General features: G+C 69.6%; 19 protein-coding genes. 11 read left to right on the top strand and 8 right to left on the bottom strand.

Annotation, left to right across the window (positions count from 1 at the left end; translation table 11 throughout):
- Positions 1–74 precede the first annotated feature (74 nt).
- The 4 genes from H4W30_RS02045 to H4W30_RS02060 all read left to right on the top strand — a co-directional run bounded on the left by H4W30_RS02045 (position 75) and on the right by H4W30_RS02060 (position 5,010).
- A complete protein-coding gene (locus H4W30_RS02045; protein ID WP_192741209.1) occupies positions 75–2,321 on the top strand; it encodes a xanthine dehydrogenase family protein molybdopterin-binding subunit in 2,247 nt (748 codons plus the stop codon).
- A 26-nt stretch (positions 2,322–2,347) separates the two neighbouring features.
- A complete protein-coding gene (locus H4W30_RS02050) occupies positions 2,348–2,803 on the top strand; it encodes a (2Fe-2S)-binding protein (RefSeq protein WP_192741210.1) in 456 nt (151 codons plus the stop codon).
- A 140-nt stretch (positions 2,804–2,943) separates the two neighbouring features.
- Positions 2,944–4,185, top strand: a complete 1,242-nt coding sequence (locus tag H4W30_RS02055; protein WP_192741211.1) for a PucR family transcriptional regulator — start codon at positions 2,944–2,946, stop codon at positions 4,183–4,185.
- Positions 4,186–4,194: 9 nt separating this feature from the next.
- Entirely contained in the window at positions 4,195–5,010 is an 816-nt protein-coding gene (locus H4W30_RS02060; protein ID WP_192741212.1) for an aldo/keto reductase, read from the top strand.
- On the opposite strand, the gene H4W30_RS02065 is transcribed toward H4W30_RS02060, so the two are convergent.
- The 3 genes from H4W30_RS02065 to H4W30_RS02075 are packed head-to-tail and all read right to left on the bottom strand — an operon-like array spanning position 5,000 to position 7,783.
- A complete protein-coding gene (locus tag H4W30_RS02065) occupies positions 5,000–5,743 on the bottom strand; it encodes a class I SAM-dependent methyltransferase (RefSeq protein ID WP_192741213.1) in 744 nt (247 codons plus the stop codon). The genes H4W30_RS02060 and H4W30_RS02065 overlap by 11 nt on opposite strands.
- Positions 5,744–5,792: 49 nt before the next feature.
- A complete protein-coding gene (gene mgrA / locus H4W30_RS02070) occupies positions 5,793–6,827 on the bottom strand; it encodes an L-glyceraldehyde 3-phosphate reductase (protein WP_192741214.1) in 1,035 nt (344 codons plus the stop codon).
- The gene (locus H4W30_RS02075; protein WP_225948722.1) at positions 6,824–7,783 is read right to left on the bottom strand and encodes a helix-turn-helix transcriptional regulator; all 960 of its coding nucleotides are present in this window, start codon (positions 7,781–7,783) and stop codon (positions 6,824–6,826) included. Before H4W30_RS02075 ends, mgrA begins: the two co-directional genes overlap by 4 nt.
- Before the next feature lie 62 nt (positions 7,784–7,845).
- Between H4W30_RS02075 and H4W30_RS02080 the strand changes: the two genes are divergently transcribed.
- From H4W30_RS02080 to H4W30_RS02090, 3 genes are read left to right on the top strand one after another with little or no spacing between them, the layout of a single operon-like run.
- A complete protein-coding gene (locus H4W30_RS02080; RefSeq protein WP_192741215.1) occupies positions 7,846–9,285 on the top strand; it encodes an MFS transporter in 1,440 nt (479 codons plus the stop codon).
- A 21-nt stretch (positions 9,286–9,306) separates the two neighbouring features.
- Entirely contained in the window at positions 9,307–10,188 is an 882-nt protein-coding gene (locus tag H4W30_RS02085; RefSeq protein WP_192741216.1) for an AAA family ATPase, read from the top strand.
- Positions 10,185–11,534: a vWA domain-containing protein gene (locus tag H4W30_RS02090; protein WP_192741217.1), complete on the top strand. Its 1,350-nt coding sequence runs from the start codon at positions 10,185–10,187 to the stop codon at positions 11,532–11,534. The genes H4W30_RS02085 and H4W30_RS02090 overlap by 4 nt, the downstream gene beginning before the upstream one ends.
- On the opposite strand, the gene H4W30_RS02095 is transcribed toward H4W30_RS02090, so the two are convergent.
- Positions 11,531–12,352, bottom strand: a complete 822-nt coding sequence (locus H4W30_RS02095) for a lytic murein transglycosylase (protein WP_192741218.1) — start codon at positions 12,350–12,352, stop codon at positions 11,531–11,533. The two genes, H4W30_RS02090 and H4W30_RS02095, sit on opposite strands and share 4 nt — an antisense overlap.
- Before the next feature lie 273 nt (positions 12,353–12,625).
- Between H4W30_RS02095 and H4W30_RS02100 the strand changes: the two genes are divergently transcribed.
- Entirely contained in the window at positions 12,626–14,329 is a 1,704-nt protein-coding gene (locus tag H4W30_RS02100; RefSeq protein WP_318780508.1) for a cellulase family glycosylhydrolase, read from the top strand.
- A 65-nt stretch (positions 14,330–14,394) separates the two neighbouring features.
- On the top strand, positions 14,395–14,910 hold the full coding sequence (locus H4W30_RS02105; RefSeq protein ID WP_192741219.1) for a hypothetical protein: 516 nt from the start codon (positions 14,395–14,397) through the stop codon (positions 14,908–14,910).
- On the opposite strand, the gene add is transcribed toward H4W30_RS02105, so the two are convergent.
- The gene (gene add / locus H4W30_RS02110) at positions 14,867–15,841 is read right to left on the bottom strand and encodes an adenosine deaminase (RefSeq protein WP_192741220.1); all 975 of its coding nucleotides are present in this window, start codon (positions 15,839–15,841) and stop codon (positions 14,867–14,869) included. The two genes, H4W30_RS02105 and add, sit on opposite strands and share 44 nt — an antisense overlap.
- A 153-nt stretch (positions 15,842–15,994) precedes the next feature.
- Between add and H4W30_RS02115 the strand changes: the two genes are divergently transcribed.
- Positions 15,995–16,213 carry an antitoxin gene (locus H4W30_RS02115; protein ID WP_016335889.1) on the top strand — a complete coding sequence of 73 codons (219 nt, stop codon included), beginning with the start codon at positions 15,995–15,997 and terminating at the stop codon, positions 16,211–16,213.
- Here H4W30_RS02115 and recQ read toward each other — a convergent pair.
- Genes recQ through H4W30_RS02130 form a run of 3 tightly spaced genes read right to left on the bottom strand, consistent with a single transcriptional unit; the run spans position 16,210 to position 19,269 of the window.
- Positions 16,210–18,051, bottom strand: a complete 1,842-nt coding sequence (gene recQ / locus H4W30_RS02120; RefSeq protein WP_192741221.1) for a DNA helicase RecQ — start codon at positions 18,049–18,051, stop codon at positions 16,210–16,212. The two genes, H4W30_RS02115 and recQ, sit on opposite strands and share 4 nt — an antisense overlap.
- Positions 18,052–18,099: 48 nt before the next feature.
- Positions 18,100–18,918, bottom strand: a complete 819-nt coding sequence (locus H4W30_RS02125) for an SMI1/KNR4 family protein (protein WP_192741222.1) — start codon at positions 18,916–18,918, stop codon at positions 18,100–18,102.
- Positions 18,919–18,927: 9 nt separating this feature from the next.
- Positions 18,928–19,269 (bottom strand): ArsR/SmtB family transcription factor, encoded by a 342-nt coding sequence (locus H4W30_RS02130; RefSeq protein WP_192741223.1) that lies wholly within the window; start codon positions 19,267–19,269, stop codon positions 18,928–18,930.
- 100 nt (positions 19,270–19,369) lie between these two features.
- On the opposite strand from H4W30_RS02130, the gene H4W30_RS02135 reads away from it, so the two are divergent.
- The gene (locus H4W30_RS02135) at positions 19,370–19,882 is read left to right on the top strand and encodes a mycothiol transferase (RefSeq protein WP_126733647.1); all 513 of its coding nucleotides are present in this window, start codon (positions 19,370–19,372) and stop codon (positions 19,880–19,882) included.
- Positions 19,883–19,920: the final 38 nt, after the last annotated feature.

Consider the following 19,920-nt stretch of genomic DNA (forward strand, 5'->3'; position numbering starts at 1 on the left):
AGCGTGTCGCCATCCGACCCCAGGCCGCGCGAGGGTCCCCGCCTTCTCCGCGCGCTCTCGAAGGGATCTTCCCGATGGCCAGTCCCACCACTGGAACCCAAGACGAGGCTCCGGACCCCGGCGGCCTCGGCCGCCGCCGGTTCCTGAGCTTCCTCGTCGCCGCGCCCACGCTCACGATCGCCACGAAGATCGGTATCGACACCGTCGCGCCCGAAGAGGCCGAAGCCGTCATCCCGACCCCGCCCGGCCCCGCCGAGATCCTCGACCTCGGCGACGTGCTGATCCTGTCGAACGCCCCCACCGCCGGGCTCCTCGTCCTCGAAGTCCGCGAAGACGGCCGTGTGCGGCTCGAGCTGCCGCGGACCGAGGTCGGCCAGGGCATCACCACGGCGAACGCGATGCTGGTCGCCGAGGAGATGGACCTGCCGCTCGACCGCGTCGACGTCGTCCTCTCCGACGCCCGCTCCGAGCTGCTGTTCAACCAGCTGACCGGCGGGTCCAACACGATGCGCTCGCTCTACACCCCGGTGCGGACCGCGGCCGCCGCCGCCCGTGCCCGCCTGGTCGCGGCCGCCGCCCGGCAGTGGGGCGCCGACGCCGCCCGGCTGTCCACAAGGGACGGTGCGGTGATCGCGCCCGACGGCCGGCGGGCGGGCTACGGCGCGCTGGCCAGGCCCGCCGCCCGTGCCGACCTCGGCAAGCTCACCGCCACCCCGAAGGCGGAGTCCGCGCACAAGCTGGTCGGCACGCCGCAGTCGCGCAAGGACGCCCGCGCGATGGTCACCGGGCAGCTGCAGTACACGCTGGACCTGGACATCCCCGGCGCGAAGCCGGTCATGGTCCGCCGTCCGCCGACGATCAACGGCACGGTCAAGAAGGTCAACAACGAGGCCGCCGTCCGCGCGATGCCGGGCATCATCGACATCGCCGTGATCAAGACCGGGGTCGCGGTGCTGGCCGAGACCTTCGGCCAGGCACTGGACGGCAAGAACGCGCTCGACGTCACCTGGAACGGCGGCACCGTCGACGGTGAGAACAACGCGACGATCAAGAAGAAGCTGCGGGCCGCGGCGCTCCCGTTCGTGGTGCCGCCGCTGCTCACCCAGTACGTCGACGGCGAGTTCGACTTCGCCTTCGCCAGTCACGCGCCGCTGGAGACCAACTCGGCCGTCGCCGACGTCAGGGAGGACAGCGCGACCATCTGGTCCGGGATGAAGGTCCCGATCCTCGCGAAGCAGAACATCGCGCAGGAGCTCGGGCTGCCGGAGAACAAGGTCACCGTGCACGTCCAGCAGGCGGGTGGTTCCTTCGGCCGTCGGCTGTTCTCCGACGGTGCCATCGAGGCCGCGCGTGCCTCGAAGGCGTTCAAGCGGCCGGTGCGGCTGATGTGGAGCCGCATCGACGACATGCGCCACGGCCGCGCGCGGGCCGCGAGCCACCACAAGATCCGTGCCACCTTCGCGCTCGGCCAGGTGCTCACCTTCGAGCACCGCGTCGCCAGCGTGGAGACCGACTGGAGTCACGGGCTCGGCGAGGTCCTCACGGCGTTCGCCGCCGAACTGCCCGTCGGCGGCAACCTGAGCTTCGCGCAGACGGTGTTCCTCCTGACGGTGAAGTCGCCGTACAACTTCGGCGTCACCACGCAGCTGCTCAACGAGGTCCCGGTGGACTTCCACACCGGTGCCTGGCGGTCGGTGTACTCCGCGAGCACGCGCGGCGCGGAAGAGATCATGGTCGACGAGATCGCCGCGAAACTCGGCAAGGACCCGGTCGAGTTCCGGCGCGAGTTCATCAAGAACGACCGGCAGCGCGCGGTGCTGGACAAGGTCGCCGAACTCGGCGAGTGGGGCAAGAAGATGCCCAAGGGTTTCGCGCAGGGGGTCGCCGTGCACGGCGAGTACAAGTCGTACACCGCCTGCCTCGTCGAAATGGACGCCCGCGACCCGAAGAAACCGCGCGTCACCAAGGCGACCATCGCGGTCGACGTCGGCAAGCCGATCAACCCGCGCGGGATCGAGGCGCAGATGCTGGGCGGCCTGACCGACGGCATCGCCACGACGTTGACCGCGGGTCTGCACATCGACAAAGGCCTGCCGCTGGAAGGCAGCTACTCGCAGTTCCACTACGCGCGGCAGAAGAACTCGCCGACGGACGTCAAGGTGTTCGTCATGCCGGAGACGGGTGAGATCGGTGGTGCCGGAGAACTCGGCGTGCCCGCGCCGGTCGGCGCGATCGGGAACGCCTACGCGAGGGCGACCGGGATCAAACCGCGCAGTTTCCCGATCAACTTCCCGATCGACTTCGACCCCTTCCCCCGCTGATCTTCCTTTCCCGCCAAGGAGTTCCGATGCCCAACTACACCTTCACGGTGAACGGGAAGACCGTCACCGTCGACGCGCCCGCGGATCTGCCCATGCTGTGGGCGCTGCGGGACAAGCTCGGCGTCCGCGGCCCGAAGTACGGCTGCGGGATCAACGTCTGCAAGGCCTGCACCAGCCACCTCGACGGCGAGGCGTTCAACCCGTGCGTGACGCCGGTGTCCGAGTGCTCGGGCAAGGAGGTCACCACGATCGAAGGACTCGCCGACGGTGACGACCTGCACCCGGTGCAGGAGGCTTGGCTGGAGCAGGACGTCGCGCAGTGCGGCTACTGCCAGCCGGGGCAGATCATGGCCGCGGTGGCGCTGCTGAAGAAGACGAAGAACCCGACCGACGCCGAGATCGACGCGATCGAGAACGTCTGCCGGTGCGGCACCTACTTCCGGATCCGCGAAGCCATCAAGAGCGCGGCCGCGAAGCTGTGAAATACCGCCGGTGCGGCGGGAATCCCGATTTTCCGCCGCACCGGCGGTACCCTCCGGCTTCGACAGGCCGCTCGCGGGCAAGTCGTGTTAGATGGCGTCCCCAGGGGCTCGACGAGGAGTCCCTGCCCCGGAGGACGTCCATGCACTACCGAACTGTGCTCCGCGAAGGTTCGGCCGCCGTCGTCGCCGAACTGGCCGTGGAGGTCGAGAAGCAGCTGCCGGCGCTCATCGACGGCACCGTCGGGCGGATCCGCGCCGAGATGCCGGTGTACCGCGACGCGCGGTTCGTCAGCCTCGCCGAACTGCGGACGTCGGTGCGGAACAACCTCGAGTTCGTCATGCGGACCCTCCGCGGCACGGAAGAACCGGACCTCTCGCAGGCCAGGGCGACCGGGCGTGCCCGCGCGCTGCAGGGCGCGCCGCTGCCGGAACTCCTCCGGGCCTACCGGATCGGGCTCACCGAGGTGTGGAACCGGTTCGTCGAGCTGACCGCTTCGGGAGAGCACCAGGACCTCCGCGGCCTCGTCGCCGCGACGTCGGCGATCTGGGCGCTGATCGACGACTACGCCGAGGCGCTGACGACGACGTACCGCGACACCACCGCCGAAGTCATGCTGGCGCACCAAAGCAGACGCTCCGCGTTGGTCGAGGCGCTGTTCGCCGGCGGCGCGGCCACCGAGGGCACGCTGTGGGATATCGCGCGCGTGCTGGAGCTCTCGCTCGACGGGACCTATGTGGTCGTCGCCGCCGAGACCCCCCGCGTCGGGCACGAACCGTTGCCACAGATCGAAAACCGGCTCCGCGAACGGCATCACGCGTCCGCCTGGCGGCTCACTCCGGACCTGCAGGTCGGCGTGGTCTCGATGCGGGATCCGGCGGCGTCGCAGGTGATCATCGAGCTGTTGCGGGAGAACCAGACCGGCCGGATCGGGGTCAGCCCGGTGTTCACCGGCCTCGGGAACACCTCCCGCGCACTGCACCTCGCCCGGGTCGCGCTCTCCAGCCTGATGCCGGGGTCGACGGGAATGGTGCAGTTCAACGAATCCCCGCTGGCCGGCCTCGTCGCCAGCGCGCCGGAGGCGTCGGTCCAGCTCGCGCACCACGTGCTGCGGCCGATCCTGGACCTGCCCGGCGACGACCGGAACGTGCTCCTGCTGACGTTGCGGGCGTGGTTCGAATGCCAGGGCTCCACGAAACTGACGTCCGAGCGGATGTTCTGTCACCCCAACACGATCCGGCACCGGCTGAAGCGGATCTCCGAGGAATTGGGCCGTTCGCTGACCGACCCGGCCGACATCGCCGAACTCGGCGCCGCCCTGCGCGCGCTCCACATGTTCCCGGACACTTCGCATCTGCCCTCGCCGAGGGATCCGCTGCGCTAGGTTCCTCCCATGGAACAGTTCGCCATCGGCGGAGACCTGCCCGTACGCCGGATCGGTTTCGGTGCCATGCGCCTGCCGACCGAAGCAGGACCCGGACGTGAGCATTCGATCGCCGTCGCGCGGCGCGCGGTCGAACTCGGCATCACGCTGATCGACACCGCGCATCTCTACGGCGGGGGAGCGAACGAGGAGCTGCTCGCCGAAGCGCTGTATCCGTACCCGGACGACCTGGTGATCACCACCAAGGTCGGCGTCGTGCGGACCGGCGACGACTGGAAGTACGACGCACGGCCGGAATCGCTGCGGGTGCAGGTCGAGGAGGGCCTGCGGCGGTTGCGTGTCGAGCGGATCGAGCTGCTGCAGCTGCACCGTCTCGACCCGGAAACGCCGCTGGCCGACCAGCTCGGCGCGCTGCGGGAGCTGCGCGACGAAGGCAAGATCGGCCGGATCGGGCTCTCCGAGGTCACCGCGGACGAACTCGGCCGGGCACGGCAGATCGTGGACATCGCGAGCGTGCAGAACCGCTACAGCCTCTTGGACCGTTCGTACGAGTCGGTGCTGGACGCGTGCGAAGCTGCCGGGATCGCTTTCCTGCCTTGGCGTCCGGTGCTCGGCGCCGCTTCCGAGGCCGGCTCCGAGCTCGTCGCGGTCGCCGCCGAACTGGGAGTGACCACGGCGCAGGTCGGGCTCGCGTGGCTGCTGGCGCGGTCGCCGGTGATCCTGCCGATCCCCGGGACGGCGAACATCGCGCACCTGGAGGAGAACTTCGCCGCGGGGGACGTGAAGCTGACGGCTGAGCACCTGAAGCGGCTCGCTAAGGCTTGACGGCCTCCACGAGCACCCGCCGCGAGTGCGCGACGAACTTCCCGTCGGTCTCGATGATCCGATGGAGTTCCGCGAGCTTGTCGCGGTACGTCTCGACCTCGAACCCCGGCACGATCCAGATCACCTTCCGGAGGAAGTGGACGACCGCGGCGAGGTCGAAGAACTCCATCCGCAGTTTCGCCGGTTCGAGGCGCTCGACGCGCAGCCCGACGGCCTCCGCCTCGACGCGGAGGACGTCGGGCGTCCAGCCGCCGTAGTCCTGCGGGCCGAGGAAGAACTCCTTCAGCTCCCGCACGGTGCCGGCGCCGATCTGTTGCGACAGAAAGGTTCCGCCCGGACGCAGCACGCGGGCGATCTCCCGCCACGGGTTCGCGATCGGATGACGGCTGGTCACCAGATCGAAGGACTCGTCGGGGAAGGGCAAAGGCGCGTCGTGTTCGGCCTCGACCACCTCACCGCCCAGCGGCGCGAGGTTCCTCCTGGCGACCTCGACGTTCGGCGGCCAGCCCTCGGTGGCGGCGAGGACCGGCGGCGGTTCCGGGATGCCCGCGAGCACCTCGCCGCCGCCGGTCTGCAGGTCCAGCCCGGCGGCGGCCTTCGCCATCCGCTCGCCCAGGAGCCGCGAGTAACCCCACGGCGGCCGTTCCTCCGTGGCCCGGCCCTCGAACCACGAGAAATCCCAGCCTTCGACCGGGACGGCCTCTCCTTCGGCGAGCAGTTCTTCGAACGTCATACCCGCAGTCTCGGCGCCCCGGCCCGGCAGGGCAACGCGATTTCGGGTGTCATCCGGCGTCGGTCGAGCGCTTCCAGAGGTTGATGTCGGCCTCCGTGGCGTAGCGGTCGATCTCGGCCAGCTCCTCGTGGGTGAAGTGCAGGTTCTTCAGCGCGCCGACGTTGTCCTCCAGCTGGGCGACGCTGCTCGCGCCGATCAGCACCGACGTCATCCGCGGGTCGCGCAGGCCCCACGCGAGCGCGAGCTGTGCCAGCGTCTGCCCACGCCTCTGCGCGATCTCGTTCAGCGCCCGGATCTTGCCGAGGGTGCTCTCGGTGATCGTGTCCGGGTTGAGCGACTTCCCTTGCGCCGCACGGGAATCCTCGGGAACGCCGTCGAGGTAGCGGCTGGTCAGCAGCCCCTGTGCGAGCGGCGAGAAGGCGATGCAGCCCGCGCCTTCGGCTTCGAGCGTGTCGAGCAGCTTGTCGCCTTCCAGCCAGCGGTTGAACATCGAGTACGACGGCTGGTGAATGAGCAGCGGGGTGCCCAGTTCGCGCAGGAGCCGAGCGGCCTCGGCGGTCTTCTCCGACGAGTACGACGAGATGCCGACGTACAGCGCGCGTCCGGAGCGGACGGCGGTGTCGAGCGCGCCGACGGTCTCTTCGAGCGGCGTCTCGGGGTCGAAACGGTGCGAGTAGAAGATGTCGACGTAGTCCAGGCCCATCCGGCCGAGCGACTGGTCCAAAGAGGACAGCAGGTACTTGCGCGAGCCCCATTCGCCGTACGGGCCGGGCCACATGTCGTAACCGGCCTTGGTCGAGATGACCAGTTCGTCCCGGTACGGCTTGAAGTCCGAAGCCAGCAGCCTGCCGAAGTTCTCCTCGGCCGAGCCGTAGGGCGGGCCGTAGTTGTTGGCGAGGTCGAAATGGGTGATGCCCAGGTCGAACGCGCGCCGCGCGATGTCCCGCTGGGTGCCGAGCGGCTTGTCGTTCCCGAAGTTGTGCCACAGGCCCAGCGAGATCGCGGGCAGCTTCAGGCCGCTCCGCCCGGTGCGGCGGTAGGGGATGCTCTCGTATCGGCCCTCGGCCGCGACATAGGTGCTCACGGCCCGATGCTAGCCGCCGAGAAGAGGGCGGCGACGGACGCGAGGTGATCTTTGAACGCCGAAGGGCTCTCGACCTCGAAGGGCGCGCCGATGGCGGCGAGGATCAGGACCGGCCAGTCGAAGGTGTCGACGTTCATCGTCAGGCGGCAGGAGGTCTCGTCGATCGCTTCGAGCGCGCCGCCGAGGTACCGCACCGCCGATTCGACCCGGTCCTTCGGCGCCTCGACCCGGACGACCAGCGAATGCGTGGTCGGCCTCGCCTTGATCTGGGCTTCGACGAACTTGACCGCGTCGCCGCCGGGGATCTCGCGCGGCCGGTAACGCGCGCCCGTGGTGCGCGGTTCGCTGAGCCGGTCGACGCGGAAGGTGCGCCAATCCACCCGATCGAGGTCCCAGGCCACCAGGTACCAGCGCCGGCCGAGTGAGACGAGCCGGTGCGGCTCGACCAGCCGCGCGGACTCCTCGCCGCCGCGTGCCGCGTAGTCGAACTTCAGCCGCTCGTCGTCCCGGCACGCCTGCGCGATCACCGTCAGGCTGGCCGCGTTGACGCGGGGACCCGTGACGGCCGCCGGCGTCGTGTACGCCTGGAGTGCGTCGACTCGTCTGCGTAGGCGTGGCGGCATCACCTGGACGACCTTCGTCAGCGCCCGGACCGAGGTCTCCTCGATGCCCTCCACCGAACCGCTCGCCGCCGTCCGCAGGCCGACCGCGATCGCCACGGCCTCTTCGTCGTCCAGCAGCAACGGCGGCATGACCGTGCCCGACCGCAGCTGGTACCCGCCCGCGACGCCGCGGCTCGCGTTGACCGGATAACCCAGCTCGCGCAGCCGCTCGACGTCGCGCCGCAGCGTCCGCTCGCTCACCTCGAGCTTGTCGCTCAGTTCGATTCCCGACCAGAAGCGGTGTGTCTGCAGCAGGGACAGCAGCCGCAGCATCCGCGCACTCGTATTCGCCATGAATCCAGGTTCGCTCGCATTCCGGTCAGAAAGTGGCCGGAATTGACTTTAGCGTTGTTCCCATGACGATGACACTGGACACCCCGAGCGGTGTGACCACGGAAAACGTGGAGAAGTCCTACCGCTGGCGCTGGCCCGCGCTGTTCGTGATCCTGACCGGCTCGGTGATGGAACTGCTCGACATGACGGTCACGAGCATCGCCGGTCCGGTCATGCGGGAGTCGCTGGGCGGTGGCACCGCGATGATCCAGTGGCTCGGCGTCGCCTACACCCTCGCGATGGTGTCCGGCCTGCTCACCGGCGGGCGGCTCGGCGACATCTTCGGCCGCAAGCGCATGTTCCTGATCGGCGCGATCGGTTTCGTCGTCGGCTCGCTGTTCTGCGCGATCGCGGTGAACCCGGAGATGATCATCACCGCGCGGGTGGTGCAGGGCCTGTTCGGCGCCGCGATGGTCCCGCAGGGCCTCGGAATGATGAAGGAGATGTTCTCCGGCAAGGAGCTTCAGTCCGCGTTCGGCATGTTCGGCCCGGTGATGGGGCTCGCCGCGGTCGGCGGCCCGATCCTCGCGGGCTGGCTGGTCGACGCCGATTTCTTCGGCACCGGCTGGCGGATGATCTTCCTGATCAACCTGCCGATCGGTGCGCTTGCCGTGCTCGCCGCGCTCAAGTTCCTGCCTGCCAACCGGCCGGGTGCCTCGCTCAAACTCGACATCCCCGGCGCGCTGCTCGCCACGACCGGTGCGCTGCTGATCGTCTTCCCGCTGGTGCAGGGCCGCGAGTACGGCTGGCCGCTGTGGACGTTCGCGATGATGGCCGCCGCGGTCGTGGTGTTCGGGGTGTTCGCGTGGTTCGAGAAGCGCAAGAGCCGTCGTGGTGGCGACCCGCTGGTCGAGCCGAGCCTGTTCCGTAAACGCAGCTTCCTCGCCGGGATGGCGACCGGGACGATCTACTTCGCGGCGTTCTCCGGCTTCGGTCTGGTCTTCACGCTGTACCTGCAGCTCGGACTCGGTTTCTCGCCGCTGAAGGCGGGGCTGAGCGGCGTGCCGATGTCGCTGGGGATGATCGTCGGGATGGGCCTGGTGCAGGCGGTGCGCAAGCACGGCCGCAAGGTGCTGCACACCGGCGCGCTGATCATGACCGCCGGCGTGGTCGCGTTGCTGCTGGTCCTCGGCCCGGAGACGGGTCCGTGGCAGATCGCGCCCGCGTTGCTGGTGGTCGGGATCGGCTCGGGCCTGATCATGGGGCCGTACTTCGAGATCGCGCTGTCCGGAGTGGAACCGGCGGAGGCCGGATCGGCGTCGGGGGCGCTGACGTCGCTCCAGCAGGTCGGCGGTGCGCTGGGGCTGGCGCTGCTGGGCACGGTGTTCTTCGACGCCGGAACCGCCGACCCGACCGACGCCGCCCAGCGGACGTTCTGGGTGGTCGCGGTGATGGTGATGCTCACCTTCGCGGTCGGGTTCCTGCTGCCGAAGCGGATCCGCGACGTAGAGTCGGCCGGGTAGGCGATCGAGCTGGGAGGCCGCGTGGCTGGGACCGGGTACTTCACATCCGTCGAAGACGTGACGGCGAAGCTCGCCGACACCGGCTACCTGGCCTCCGCGGCCGTCGCCACCACGGTGTTCCTCGCGGACGCCCTCGGCAAGCCGTTGCTGATCGAGGGCCCCGCCGGGGTCGGCAAGACCGAGCTGGCGAAGGCGGTCGCGCAGGCCAGCGGCTCCCGGCTCGTGCGGTTGCAGTGCTACGAAGGCGTCGACGAGTCGCGTGCGCTGTACGAGTGGAACCACGCGAAGCAGCTTCTCCGGATCACCGCCGGCAAGGACGAGACCTGGGACGAAGCCCGCAACGACATCTTCGGTGAAGAGTTCCTGCTGGCCAGGCCGCTGCTGACGGCGATCAAGGGTGACGAGCCGACGGTCCTGCTCATCGACGAGACCGACAAGGCCGACGTCGAGATCGAGGGTCTGCTGCTGGAGGTGCTCGGCGACTTCCAGATCACCGTCCCGGAACTCGGCACGATCACCGCCGGGCGCAAGCCGTTCGTGGTGCTGACCTCCAACGCGACGCGTGAGCTTTCCGAGGCGCTGCGACGGCGTTGCCTGTTCCTGCACATCGATTTCCCCGACGCCGCACTGGAGCAGCGCATCGTGCGGCTCAAGGTGCCGGGCGTCGACGACGCGCTCGCCGCGTCCGTGGTCAAGGTGATCACCGCGTTGCGGGCGATGGAACTGCGGAAGGCGCCGTCGGTCGCCGAAACCATCGACTGGGCCCGCACCCTGCTCGCGCTCGGCGCGGACAGCCTCGGCGAGGACGTCGTCCGCGCGAGTCTCGGCGTCATCCTCAAACACCAGGACGACGTCGTGAAGGCGGACGCGCGGCTGGAACTCGGCAAGGTCCTCGGCTCGTGAGCGGCGTGCCGGGCAGGCTCGTCGAATTCGTGGAAGCGTTGCGGGAGCACGGGATCCCGGCGGGTCCCAGTGAGACGGTCGACGCCGCCGCGGCACTCGAAGTGCTGGGCCTGGCCTCCCGCGAGCAGATGCGCGAAGGGCTCGCGGCGGCGCTGGTCCGGCGCGGCGGCCAGCGCGCGGTGTTCGACGCGACGTTCGACATCTACTTCCCGCTCGGCGTCGGCGCCCCGTCGCAGGATCCCGTCGAAGACCTGGCCGCGTTGCGGGATCGGCTCGCCGCGGCGCTCGCCGCCGACGACCAGACGGAACTGACGCAACTGGCCGGGCTCGCCGTCGACATGCTGGGGGAGTACGGCGGTACGGCGGGAAGCGGCGGCTGGTCGGCACACCAGACGCTGGAACGGCTTCAGCCGCAGACACTAGTGGTCCGCGTCCTCGAAGCGATCCGCGCGGGTGGCCAGGAGGACTTCACCGACCGGCTGGACCGCGACGACGTCCGGCGGCGGGTCGAAGGCTTCCGTGGGCTGGTGCGGACCGAAGCACGCCGCAGGGTGGCGGAAGTCCGTGGCAGGGAACGGGTTTCGCGGCACGCGGTGCCGCCGGCGGCCGACCGCGTCGACTTCCTGCTCGCCAGCCGCGCGCAACTCGCCGAACTCCGCCGCGTCGTCCAGCCGCTGTCACGCAAACTTGCCACCAGGCTGGCCGTCCGGCGACGGCGGCACGCGCGCGGGCAGATCGACCTGCGCCGGACGCTGCGGCGCTCGCTGTCCACCGGCGGCGTCCCGATGCGGCCGTCGTACCGGCGGCACCGGCCGGGGCGGCCGGAAATCGTGCTGCTGTGCGACATGTCGGGCTCGGTGGCCGGTTTCGCGAACTTCACCATGCTGCTGGTGCAGGCGTTGCGCGACCAGTTCAGCAAGGTGCGGGTGTTCGCGTTCATCGACGCGTGCGACGAGATCACCCATCTCGTCGACACCGGCGCCGCCGATCCGGAGGATCTCGGCGCGCGCATCCTCGCCGACGCGGAACTGACCCGCTGGGACGGGCACAGCGACTACGGGCACGCGCTCGGCGAGTTCGCCGAACGCTACTCGGACGCCGTGGGGCCCAAGACGTCCCTGCTCATCCTCGGGGACGCCAGGACTAACGGTGGCGACCCGAACCTGGAGGCGGTGCGCGGGCTCGCCGCCGCGGCGAGGCATACGTACTGGCTCAATCCCGAGCGGACCGCGCTGTGGTCCACCGGGGACTCCGAGGCGCACGCGTACGCCCAGGTCGTCGAGATGCACGAGTGCCGGAACGTGCACCAGTTGACGCGGCTGGTGACCCGGCTTCTGCCCGCTTAGGGCTTCAGTGCTGCCTTCCCGTACGCGTCGGCGTTGCTGAACACTTCCTGCCCGTACGCGGTGGAGTTGTTGTAGGTCAGCACCGCGGTCCACCAGCCGGCGGGGTCTCCGAGGTCACCGCCCCGGGCGCACATGTACCGCGCGGTCGTCATCGCCGCGTCGTCGATGTTCTGCGGGTCCGGCGCGGCGCCGTCGCCGCTCGCGCGGACGCCGTACCGCTTCCAGGTGGCGGGCAGGAACTGCATGGGCCCGACCGCGCGATCCCACTTCGCGTCGCCGTCGAGGGCGCCCTTGTCGGTGTCGACGACCGCCAGCACACCGGGGGAACCGTCGAGCGGGATACCGATGATCGGCGGCGTCACGACGCCGTCCTCACCGGCACGGGAGCCGTCGTGCCGGGCGTGCTGGGACTCGGTCCGGCCGATCCCGGCGATCGTCGCCCAGGTGATTTCGCAGCGTGGAGTGGTCTTCGCGGTCTTCTCGGCGGCGTTCACGTAGGCCCGCAGCGCGCGCGAGGGGATGTCCGTGTTCTCCGACACCTTCGCGATCCAGGCGTCCTTCGCGGGCTCCGCGGGCAGCGGTCCGGCGTCGCCGGGGATCGCCGAACGCGGGGCGGGCTTGAGCGCGGGGACCTCGAACGCCGGCTTGACCGGCACCGGCTCGCGGTCGTTGAGGCTGATCACGACCCAGACGGCACCGGCGACCAAGGCGCCCACGACCAGGAGCGCGAGCATCACGCAGCCACGCGGGCCACGTTTCCTGGGCGGCTGTTCCCACTGGTCCATGAGGTCCAGTGTCGAAGGGGACGAAGCGGTCACCGGTTCCACGGTACGTGACGAATGTGGAGAACTTGTGTGGCCCGCCGTCCGGGTGACCCGGCCCACCCCCGCGTTTCGTCCTCTGAAAGCGGTCCTTGCGCGTGCAACTACCGCAAGTAGAGGACTGAACGCGGGGTGCGATCGCCCCCTTTGCCCGGTTGACAGCGCTTCGGCCGGATGGTGAGACTGGTCCGCGTTAGGAAGGTTTCTTAACGAGGGCTCGCCGCGCCCCTGCTTCACGGAACGCAACGACGCTTCTGAAGGAGGCACAAAGTGGTACGCCCAAGATGGCGGGCGGCGCTGGTCACGGTGCTCGCGGCCGCCTCGGTCCCGATCTCCGCCCAGGCCGCTTCCGCGGCTCCCGTCCGCTACGAGTCCGAGAACGCGACGATCTCACGCGGCGTGGTCGAATCGAATCACACCGGCTTCACCGGATCCGGCTTCGTGAACTACGACAACGTCACCGGCAGCTACGTCGAGTACACCGTCAACGCGGCGCAGGCCGGGCAGCACACGCTGACCTTCCGCTACGCCAACGGCACGACCGCCAACCGTCCGCTCGACATCACCGGCAACGGTTCCATCGCCGTCGACGACCTCGGGTTCGCCGGCACCGGCGCGTGGACGACCTGGCGCACGGTCACCACCACGGTGAATCTCGCCGCGGGCGCCAACAAGATCCGCACCACCGCCGTCACGTCGAACGGCGGCCCCAACGCCGACTCGCTGTCGGTCGAAGGCAGCGGCGGTTCCAGCGACACCGAAGCGCCGACGGCGCCGGGCACGCCCACCACGTCGAACGTGACCTGCGGCAGCGTGACCCTGACCTGGCAGGCATCGGCCGACAACGTCGGCGTCACCGGGTACCGCGTGCTCCGGAACGGGCAAACCGTTGCCACGACGGCGAATCCGCCCGCGACGGTGACCGGCCTCGCCGCGTCGACGGCCTACTCGTTCACGGTGGTCGCCCACGACGCGGCGGGGAACACGTCCGCGCCGAGCGCCACCGTCTCCGCCACCACACCGGCGTGCGGTACCGGGACACCGGTGTCCATCAACGGAAAGCTCCACGTCTGCGGCGTCAAACTGTGCAACCAGTACGGCAAGCCCATCCAGCTGCGGGGGATGAGCACGCACGGGATCCAGTGGTACAGCCAATGCGTGAAGACCGCCTCGCTGGACGCGCTGGCCAACGACTGGAAGGCCGACATCCTGCGCGTCGCGATGTACATCCAGGACGACGGCTACGAGAGCAATCCGCGCAAGTTCACCGACATGATGCACAACTACATCGAAGAGGCGACGAAACGCGGGATGTACGTCCTCGTCGACTGGCACCAGCTCGACCCGGGCGACCCGAACGCGAACACCCATCTCGCGAAGACCTTCTTCACCGAGATCGCCCAGCGGCACAAGGACAAGGTCAACATCATCTACGACGTCGCGAACGAACCGAACGGCGTCAGCTGGGCGGACGTGAAGCGGTACGCCGAAGAGGTCATCCCGGTGATCCGCGCCCAGGACCCGGACAGCGTCGTCTTCCTCGGGACGCACGGCTGGTCGACCTTCGGCGTCTCCGACCAGCGTGACGAGACCGACATCCTGAACAACCCGGTCAACGCCACCAACATCATGTACACGTTCCACTTCTACGCGGCGTCACACCAGGACGAGCACTACGACGCCCTGGCGCGGACGGCCGACAAGCTCCCGGTGTTCGTCACGGAATTCGGCACCCAGACCTACACGGGTGACGGCGGGAACGACTTCGCCTACTCGCAGAAGTACCTGGATCTGCTGGCCGCCAAGAAGATCGGCTGGACGAACTGGAACTTCTCCGACGACTTCCGCTCCGGTGCCGTGTTCAAGACCGGGACCTGCGCCGGGAGCTCCTTCACCGGTACTTCGATGCTGAAGCCCGCCGGTGTCTGGGTGCGGGACCGCATCCGCACGCCGGACGACTTCCCGACCGGCTGACCCTCGGACGCCTCGTGCCCGCTGTCCGGGCACGAGGCGTTCCCCGGCGTGGCAGACTCCGCCGGATGAACGCGTGGCTCACCAGCCTCATCGCCGTCGCCGGGACGCTGCTCGGCTCGACGTCGACCTTCCTGTTCCAGCGGCTCAGCACCGCTCGCACCGAGCGGTTCACCCGTGAGGAACGACTCCGCCAGGACCGGACGGAAGCCTGTGTCGACTTCGCGGGCGCGATCACCGGGCTCCGCCGTGGTGCCGTCAGTCTCTGGCTTCTGCGACGGCGTGCCGCCGCCGGCGACGAGGATCTGCGCGCCGCGTTCACCGAATCCGACGTTCTCGGCGCCGCGGCGGACCACGCCCGCTTCCGGGTGGCGCTGCTCACCGGCGATCCGGAGCTGGTGGCGCTCGCCGATGCCGCGTTCGAACACTGTGGTGCGATCCGGGAGGCGGCCGACCACGCCGAACTGGCCGATCACGAGGAGCGGTGCCAGCGGGCGCTCGACGCCTTCATCGACGCCGCGGGTGTCCAGGTGCGCGGCGTCAGGCCAGCCAGGCGTCGATCTCTTGGTGGATCGAACGCTTGAGTTCGGCGGGGGCGAACGACGCGTCGACGGACGCCCGGGCGAGGCCCGCGAGCGCGAGGTCGTCGTAGGCGAACGCCTCACGAGTGCGCAGGAACTCGTCGGTCAGCGTCGTCCCGGTGACCGACGGGACGTCGGTACTGAGTGTGACCACGAGCCCGGCGTCGACCAGACGGGGGAGCGGATGTTCCTCGAACGAGGGCACGAGCCCGAGCGTCACGTTCGACGACGGGCAGACCTCCAGCGCGATACCGCGTTCCCGCACCTCGGCGACCAGTGCGACGTCCTCCAGGATCCGGATGCCGTGGCCGATCCGCTCGCTGTGCCCGACCTCCAGCGCCTCGCGGATGCTGGCCGGGCCGGCGTCCTCGCCCGCGTGGTGGATCAGGTGGAGCCCCGCCTCCTCGGCCTCGTCGCAGATCCCGGCGAACGGCGCGAGCGGATACTTCTCCTCCCCGGCGAGCCCGATCGCGAACACCCCGTCCGGGGCGTACCGGCGGGCCAGGTCGAGGGTGAGCCGGGCACGTTCGACCGACCGGCGGCGTGAGTGGTCCAGCAGCACCCGCCAGTGGAGCCCGTGTTCGGCCGCGCCTGCCGAGAGTCCTTTGAGGACGGACGCCAGCGGCATGTCCGGCTCGCCGAGCCGTTCGCCGTGCGAAGCCGCCGTGAAGGTGACCTCGGCGTAGCGGACGCCGTCCGCGACCTGGTCTTCGCAGAACTCGCGTGCCACCCGTTCGAAGTCATCCGGCCTCCGCAGGCAGGACCGCAGCAGCCCGTTGTAGTCACCGAACGCGCGGAAGCCATCGAAAACGGGTTGTTCCGCGGGTACGGCGATGCCGTTCGCCTCGCCGATGTCACGGAGCGTGTCCGGCCGGACGGTGCTCTCGAGGTGGACGTGCAGATGGGCCTTGGGCAGCAGAGAAAGATCCCGCATGAACTCGAATTTAGTGCGCCCGGCCCGCCTCGCGCGCCCGGTTTTCCGGCGGCCCGGTATCCGAAATGAGTGATTCGGCCCGCCGCGGGGAACCCTGGGGGCACCACCGGTCGTTGAGCAGGACACCAGACGACCCCGAGGAAAGGGACCACAGTGCCTCTACTGCGGAAGTTGACCGCCCTGGCCGGCACCGCCGGGGCCGTGCGCGCCTACGTGCGGAAGAACCCCGAGAAGGTCTCCAAGGTCGTGAACAAGGCCGCGACCTTCGTCGACCACAAGACCAAGGGCAAGTACCACAGCCAGATCGACGGCGCGGTACGCAAGGTCGACGGGATGACCGGGCGGCCGCCGCGCCGTCCTTACGAGCACTAGGCGTCGGCTAGCGTCTCGAGGATCTGCTCGCCGTACTTCGCGAGCTTGTTCTCGCCGACGCCGCTGACGGTACCCAGCTCCTGCAGCGTGGCGGGCCGTTTGGTGGCGATCTGGCGCAGTGTCGCGTCGTGGAAGATCACGTACGCGGGCACCCCCTGCTCTTTCGCCGCCGCGGCCCGCCACGACCGCAGCAGCTCGAACACCGGCGCCGCCTCGGCGGGCATGTCGGCCGCCGCGGCCTTCTTCGCGCTGGAGCGGGCCGCGGCCTTCGCCGCCCGCTCCGGCTCGCGCCGCAGCTGGACCTTCCGCTCCCCGTTCAGCACCTCGGCACTGGCCTCGGTCAGCACCAGCGAGCCGTAGTCGCCCTCGACCGCCGCGAGCCCCTGCGCGAGCAGCTGCCGAACCACGGCCCGCCACTCGGGCTCTTTCAGCTCCGTGCCGATCCCGAAGACCTTCAGCGAATCGTGCCGGTGCTGCGTCACCTTCGGCGTCGACTTGCCGAGCAGGATGTCGATGATCTGCCCCGCGCCGAACTTCTGGCGCCGCTCGTTCTGCAGCCGGACGATGGTCGAGAGGATCTTCTGCGCCGGGATCGTGCCGTCCCAGGTCTCCGGCGGCGCCAGGCAGGTGTCGCAGTTGCCGCAGGGCTCGCTCCGCTGCCCGAAGTAGTTCAGCACCTGCACACGACGGCATTCGACCGTCTCGCACAGCGCCAGCATCGCGTTGAGGTGGGCGCTCAGCTGCCGCTTGTGCGCTTCGGACCCTTCCGACATGTCGATCATCTTGCGCTGCTGCACGACGTCCTGGAGCCCGTACGCCAGCCAGGCCGTCGACGGCAGCCCGTCACGGCCCGCACGGCCGGTCTCCTGGTAGTAGCCCTCGACGGATTTCGGCAGGTCCAGGTGCGCGACGAACCGTACGTCGGGCTTGTCGATGCCCATGCCGAACGCGATCGTCGCGACGACGATCAGCCCGTCCTCGCGCAGGAACCTCGACTGGTGCTTCGCGCGGGTCCGCGCGTCCAGCCCGGCGTGATACGGCACCGCCGGGATCCCGTTCTCCACCAGGAAATCCGCGGTCTTCTCGACCGAGTTCCGCGACAGGCAGTAGACGATCCCCGCGTCGCCCTTGTGCTCCGTGCGCAGCAGCTCCAGCAGCTGCCGCTGCGGCGAGTTCTTGCCGACGATCCGGTACTGGATGTTCGGCCGGTCGAAGCTCGCGACGAAGTGCCGAGCGTTCTCCAGATTGAGCCGGGACGCGATCTCGGCGTGCGTCGCCTTGGTGGCGGTGGCGGTGAGCGCGATCCTCGGCACGTCCGGCCAGCGCTCGTGCACCGCGGACAGCATCAGGTAGTCGGGCCGGAAGTCGTGACCCCACTGGGACACACAGTGCGCCTCGTCGATCGCGAACAGCGAGATCTTGCCGCGGTCGAGCAGCCGCACCGTCGACTCCACCGAGAGCCGCTCGGGGGCCAGGTACAGCAGGTCCAGCTCGCCGGCGACGAACGCGGCCTCGACCCTGTTCCGCTCGGCGTAGTCCTGCGTCGAGTTGAGGAACCCCGCGCGGACGCCGAGGTTGCGCAGCGCGTCGACCTGGTCCTGCATCAGCGCGATCAGCGGTGAGATCACCACGCCGACACCCGGCCGCACCAGTGCCGGGATCTGGTAACACAGCGACTTGCCGCCGCCGGTGGGCATGAGGACGAGCGCGTCACCGCCTGCGATGACGTGTTCGACGATGGCGTGCTGGTCGCCGCGGAAGTCGTCGTAGCCGAAGACGCGGTTCAGCGTTTCGCGGGCTTCCGAGACTTCCGAGGTACCGATGTCGGGGGCTGCCACCCGGACGATTCTAGGGGCGGGGTCCGACAGTCGACGCGCCCGCGCATCTCAGCGCGGGAATTCCCAGTCCAGCGCCCGGTTTCCGGTGACGACCGGCCGGTAGCCGCCGTCGGTGGGCTCCCCGGTCTCGAGCGCGGACGCGGTCCGCTCCAGCAGCTCGGTCAGGGTCGCGGGCCGGTGATCGAAGCTCACCGAACCTTCGTGGTTCCAGTCGCCGAGCCGCCCGGTGCCGGTGCGCTGGTCGAGGAAGAGGCCGTCGCCACCGCCGTCGACGGCGACGGGTACGAACCGCCCGTGCCACCACGAGCCGACGCTGTCGTCCCACCCGCCCGAAATCAGCACGTCGCACATGACCTTCGCCTGACTCGCGATGGTTTCCGTGGAAGCGAGGTGTTCGAACGGGGGCAGCGCGAAGCCGTCGCCGATGCCCGAAACACCGTCGTGCCGCAGCAGGAAGGCGACGAGTTCGGCGGGGAAGACGACGCCCGTCTCGCGTTGCGCCTGAGCGATCTTCGCGAGCGTCGCGGGCGGGCGGAGGCTCGCCGCCGTCGTCGGCGCGTTGGCCTTGAGCCATCGCTCGACGCGGTCCCAGGCGGCGTTCACCCGGCGGGTGGTCGCCGCGGGCACCGGATCGAGCGCGGCAGGCCCCTGTCCAAGGCGGCAGCCGCTGTCGACGGTCAGCGTCGGCCGGGTCGTGGGCGCGGCGGTCGAGTAGGACGGTGTACGTGGGGTCGTCGGCGTGGCCGCGGGGTACCACTGCGCTCCCTTGTCCCGCCCGCCACGCACCGTGACCGCGAAAACGAGCCCCAGCACGATGACGACACTCGCGACGGCGATCACGACTGCGCGACCCCAGCCTTTGCGCATGAGGAGAGACTAGTCCTCGGCGGCCTTCCGGCGTTCGCGGCGGCCGCGCGCGATCTCGGTGGCCAGCGCGTCGAGCGGCCCGGTCCAGAACCGCCGGTACTGGTCCAGCCAGCCGTCGATCTCCCTGAGCGGGCCAGGATCGACCGAGTACAGCCGTCGCGCGCCCTCGGCGCGGACGGTGGTGAAGCCGTTCTCGCGCAGGACGCGCAGATGCTGCGAGACCGCGGGCTGCGAGATGCCGAACTCGGCGCGGACCACCGCGGTCACGTCGCCCGAACTCTGTTCCCCGCCCGCCAACAGTTCCAGGATCCGGCGGCGCACCGGATCCCCGAGGACGTCGAACGCGTGCATCCGGCAACTATCACGGCCTGGACTTATATAAGTCAAGCGTGCAAGGCCGGGGTCACCTCGCGGTGGCATCGTGGGACGGGAGACGCCGGAAGGGGAATCGATGAAACTGGCCGAAGTGGTGGCCGACGGGTTCGGCCGCGTCCAAGAGGTCGTGCACGACGCCGTCGAGGGGTTGAGTGCCGAGCAGCTGACCGAGAGCCCGGCGCCGGGCGCGAACACGATCGCCTGGCTGGTCTGGCATCTGACCAGGGTGCAGGACGATCACGTCGCCGACCTGATGGGCACCGAGCAGATCTGGACCGCGCAGGACTGGGTGGGCCGCTTCTCGCTGCCGTTCCCGGCATCGGACACCGGGTACGGGCATCGCCCCGAAGACGTCGAGGCGGTCCGCCCCGACTCGGCCGACCTGCTGACCGGGTACTACGACGCGGTGCACGAGGCGACGACGGCGTGGGCCGCCGGACTGGCCGAAGCCGACCTCGACCGTATCGTCGACGAGGGCTGGGATCCGCCCGTCACCCTCGGAGTTCGCCTGGTCAGCGTGCTTTCCGACGATCTCCAGCACGCCGGGCAGGCGGCGTACGTCCGAGGGCTCGTACTCCGCGATACGTAGGCGAGGTGCCGCTCCACGACGGACGACGGGGACGCCGC

This window comes from Amycolatopsis roodepoortensis, from assembly GCF_014873915.1.
Lineage (GTDB): Bacteria > Actinomycetota > Actinomycetes > Mycobacteriales > Pseudonocardiaceae > Amycolatopsis > Amycolatopsis roodepoortensis.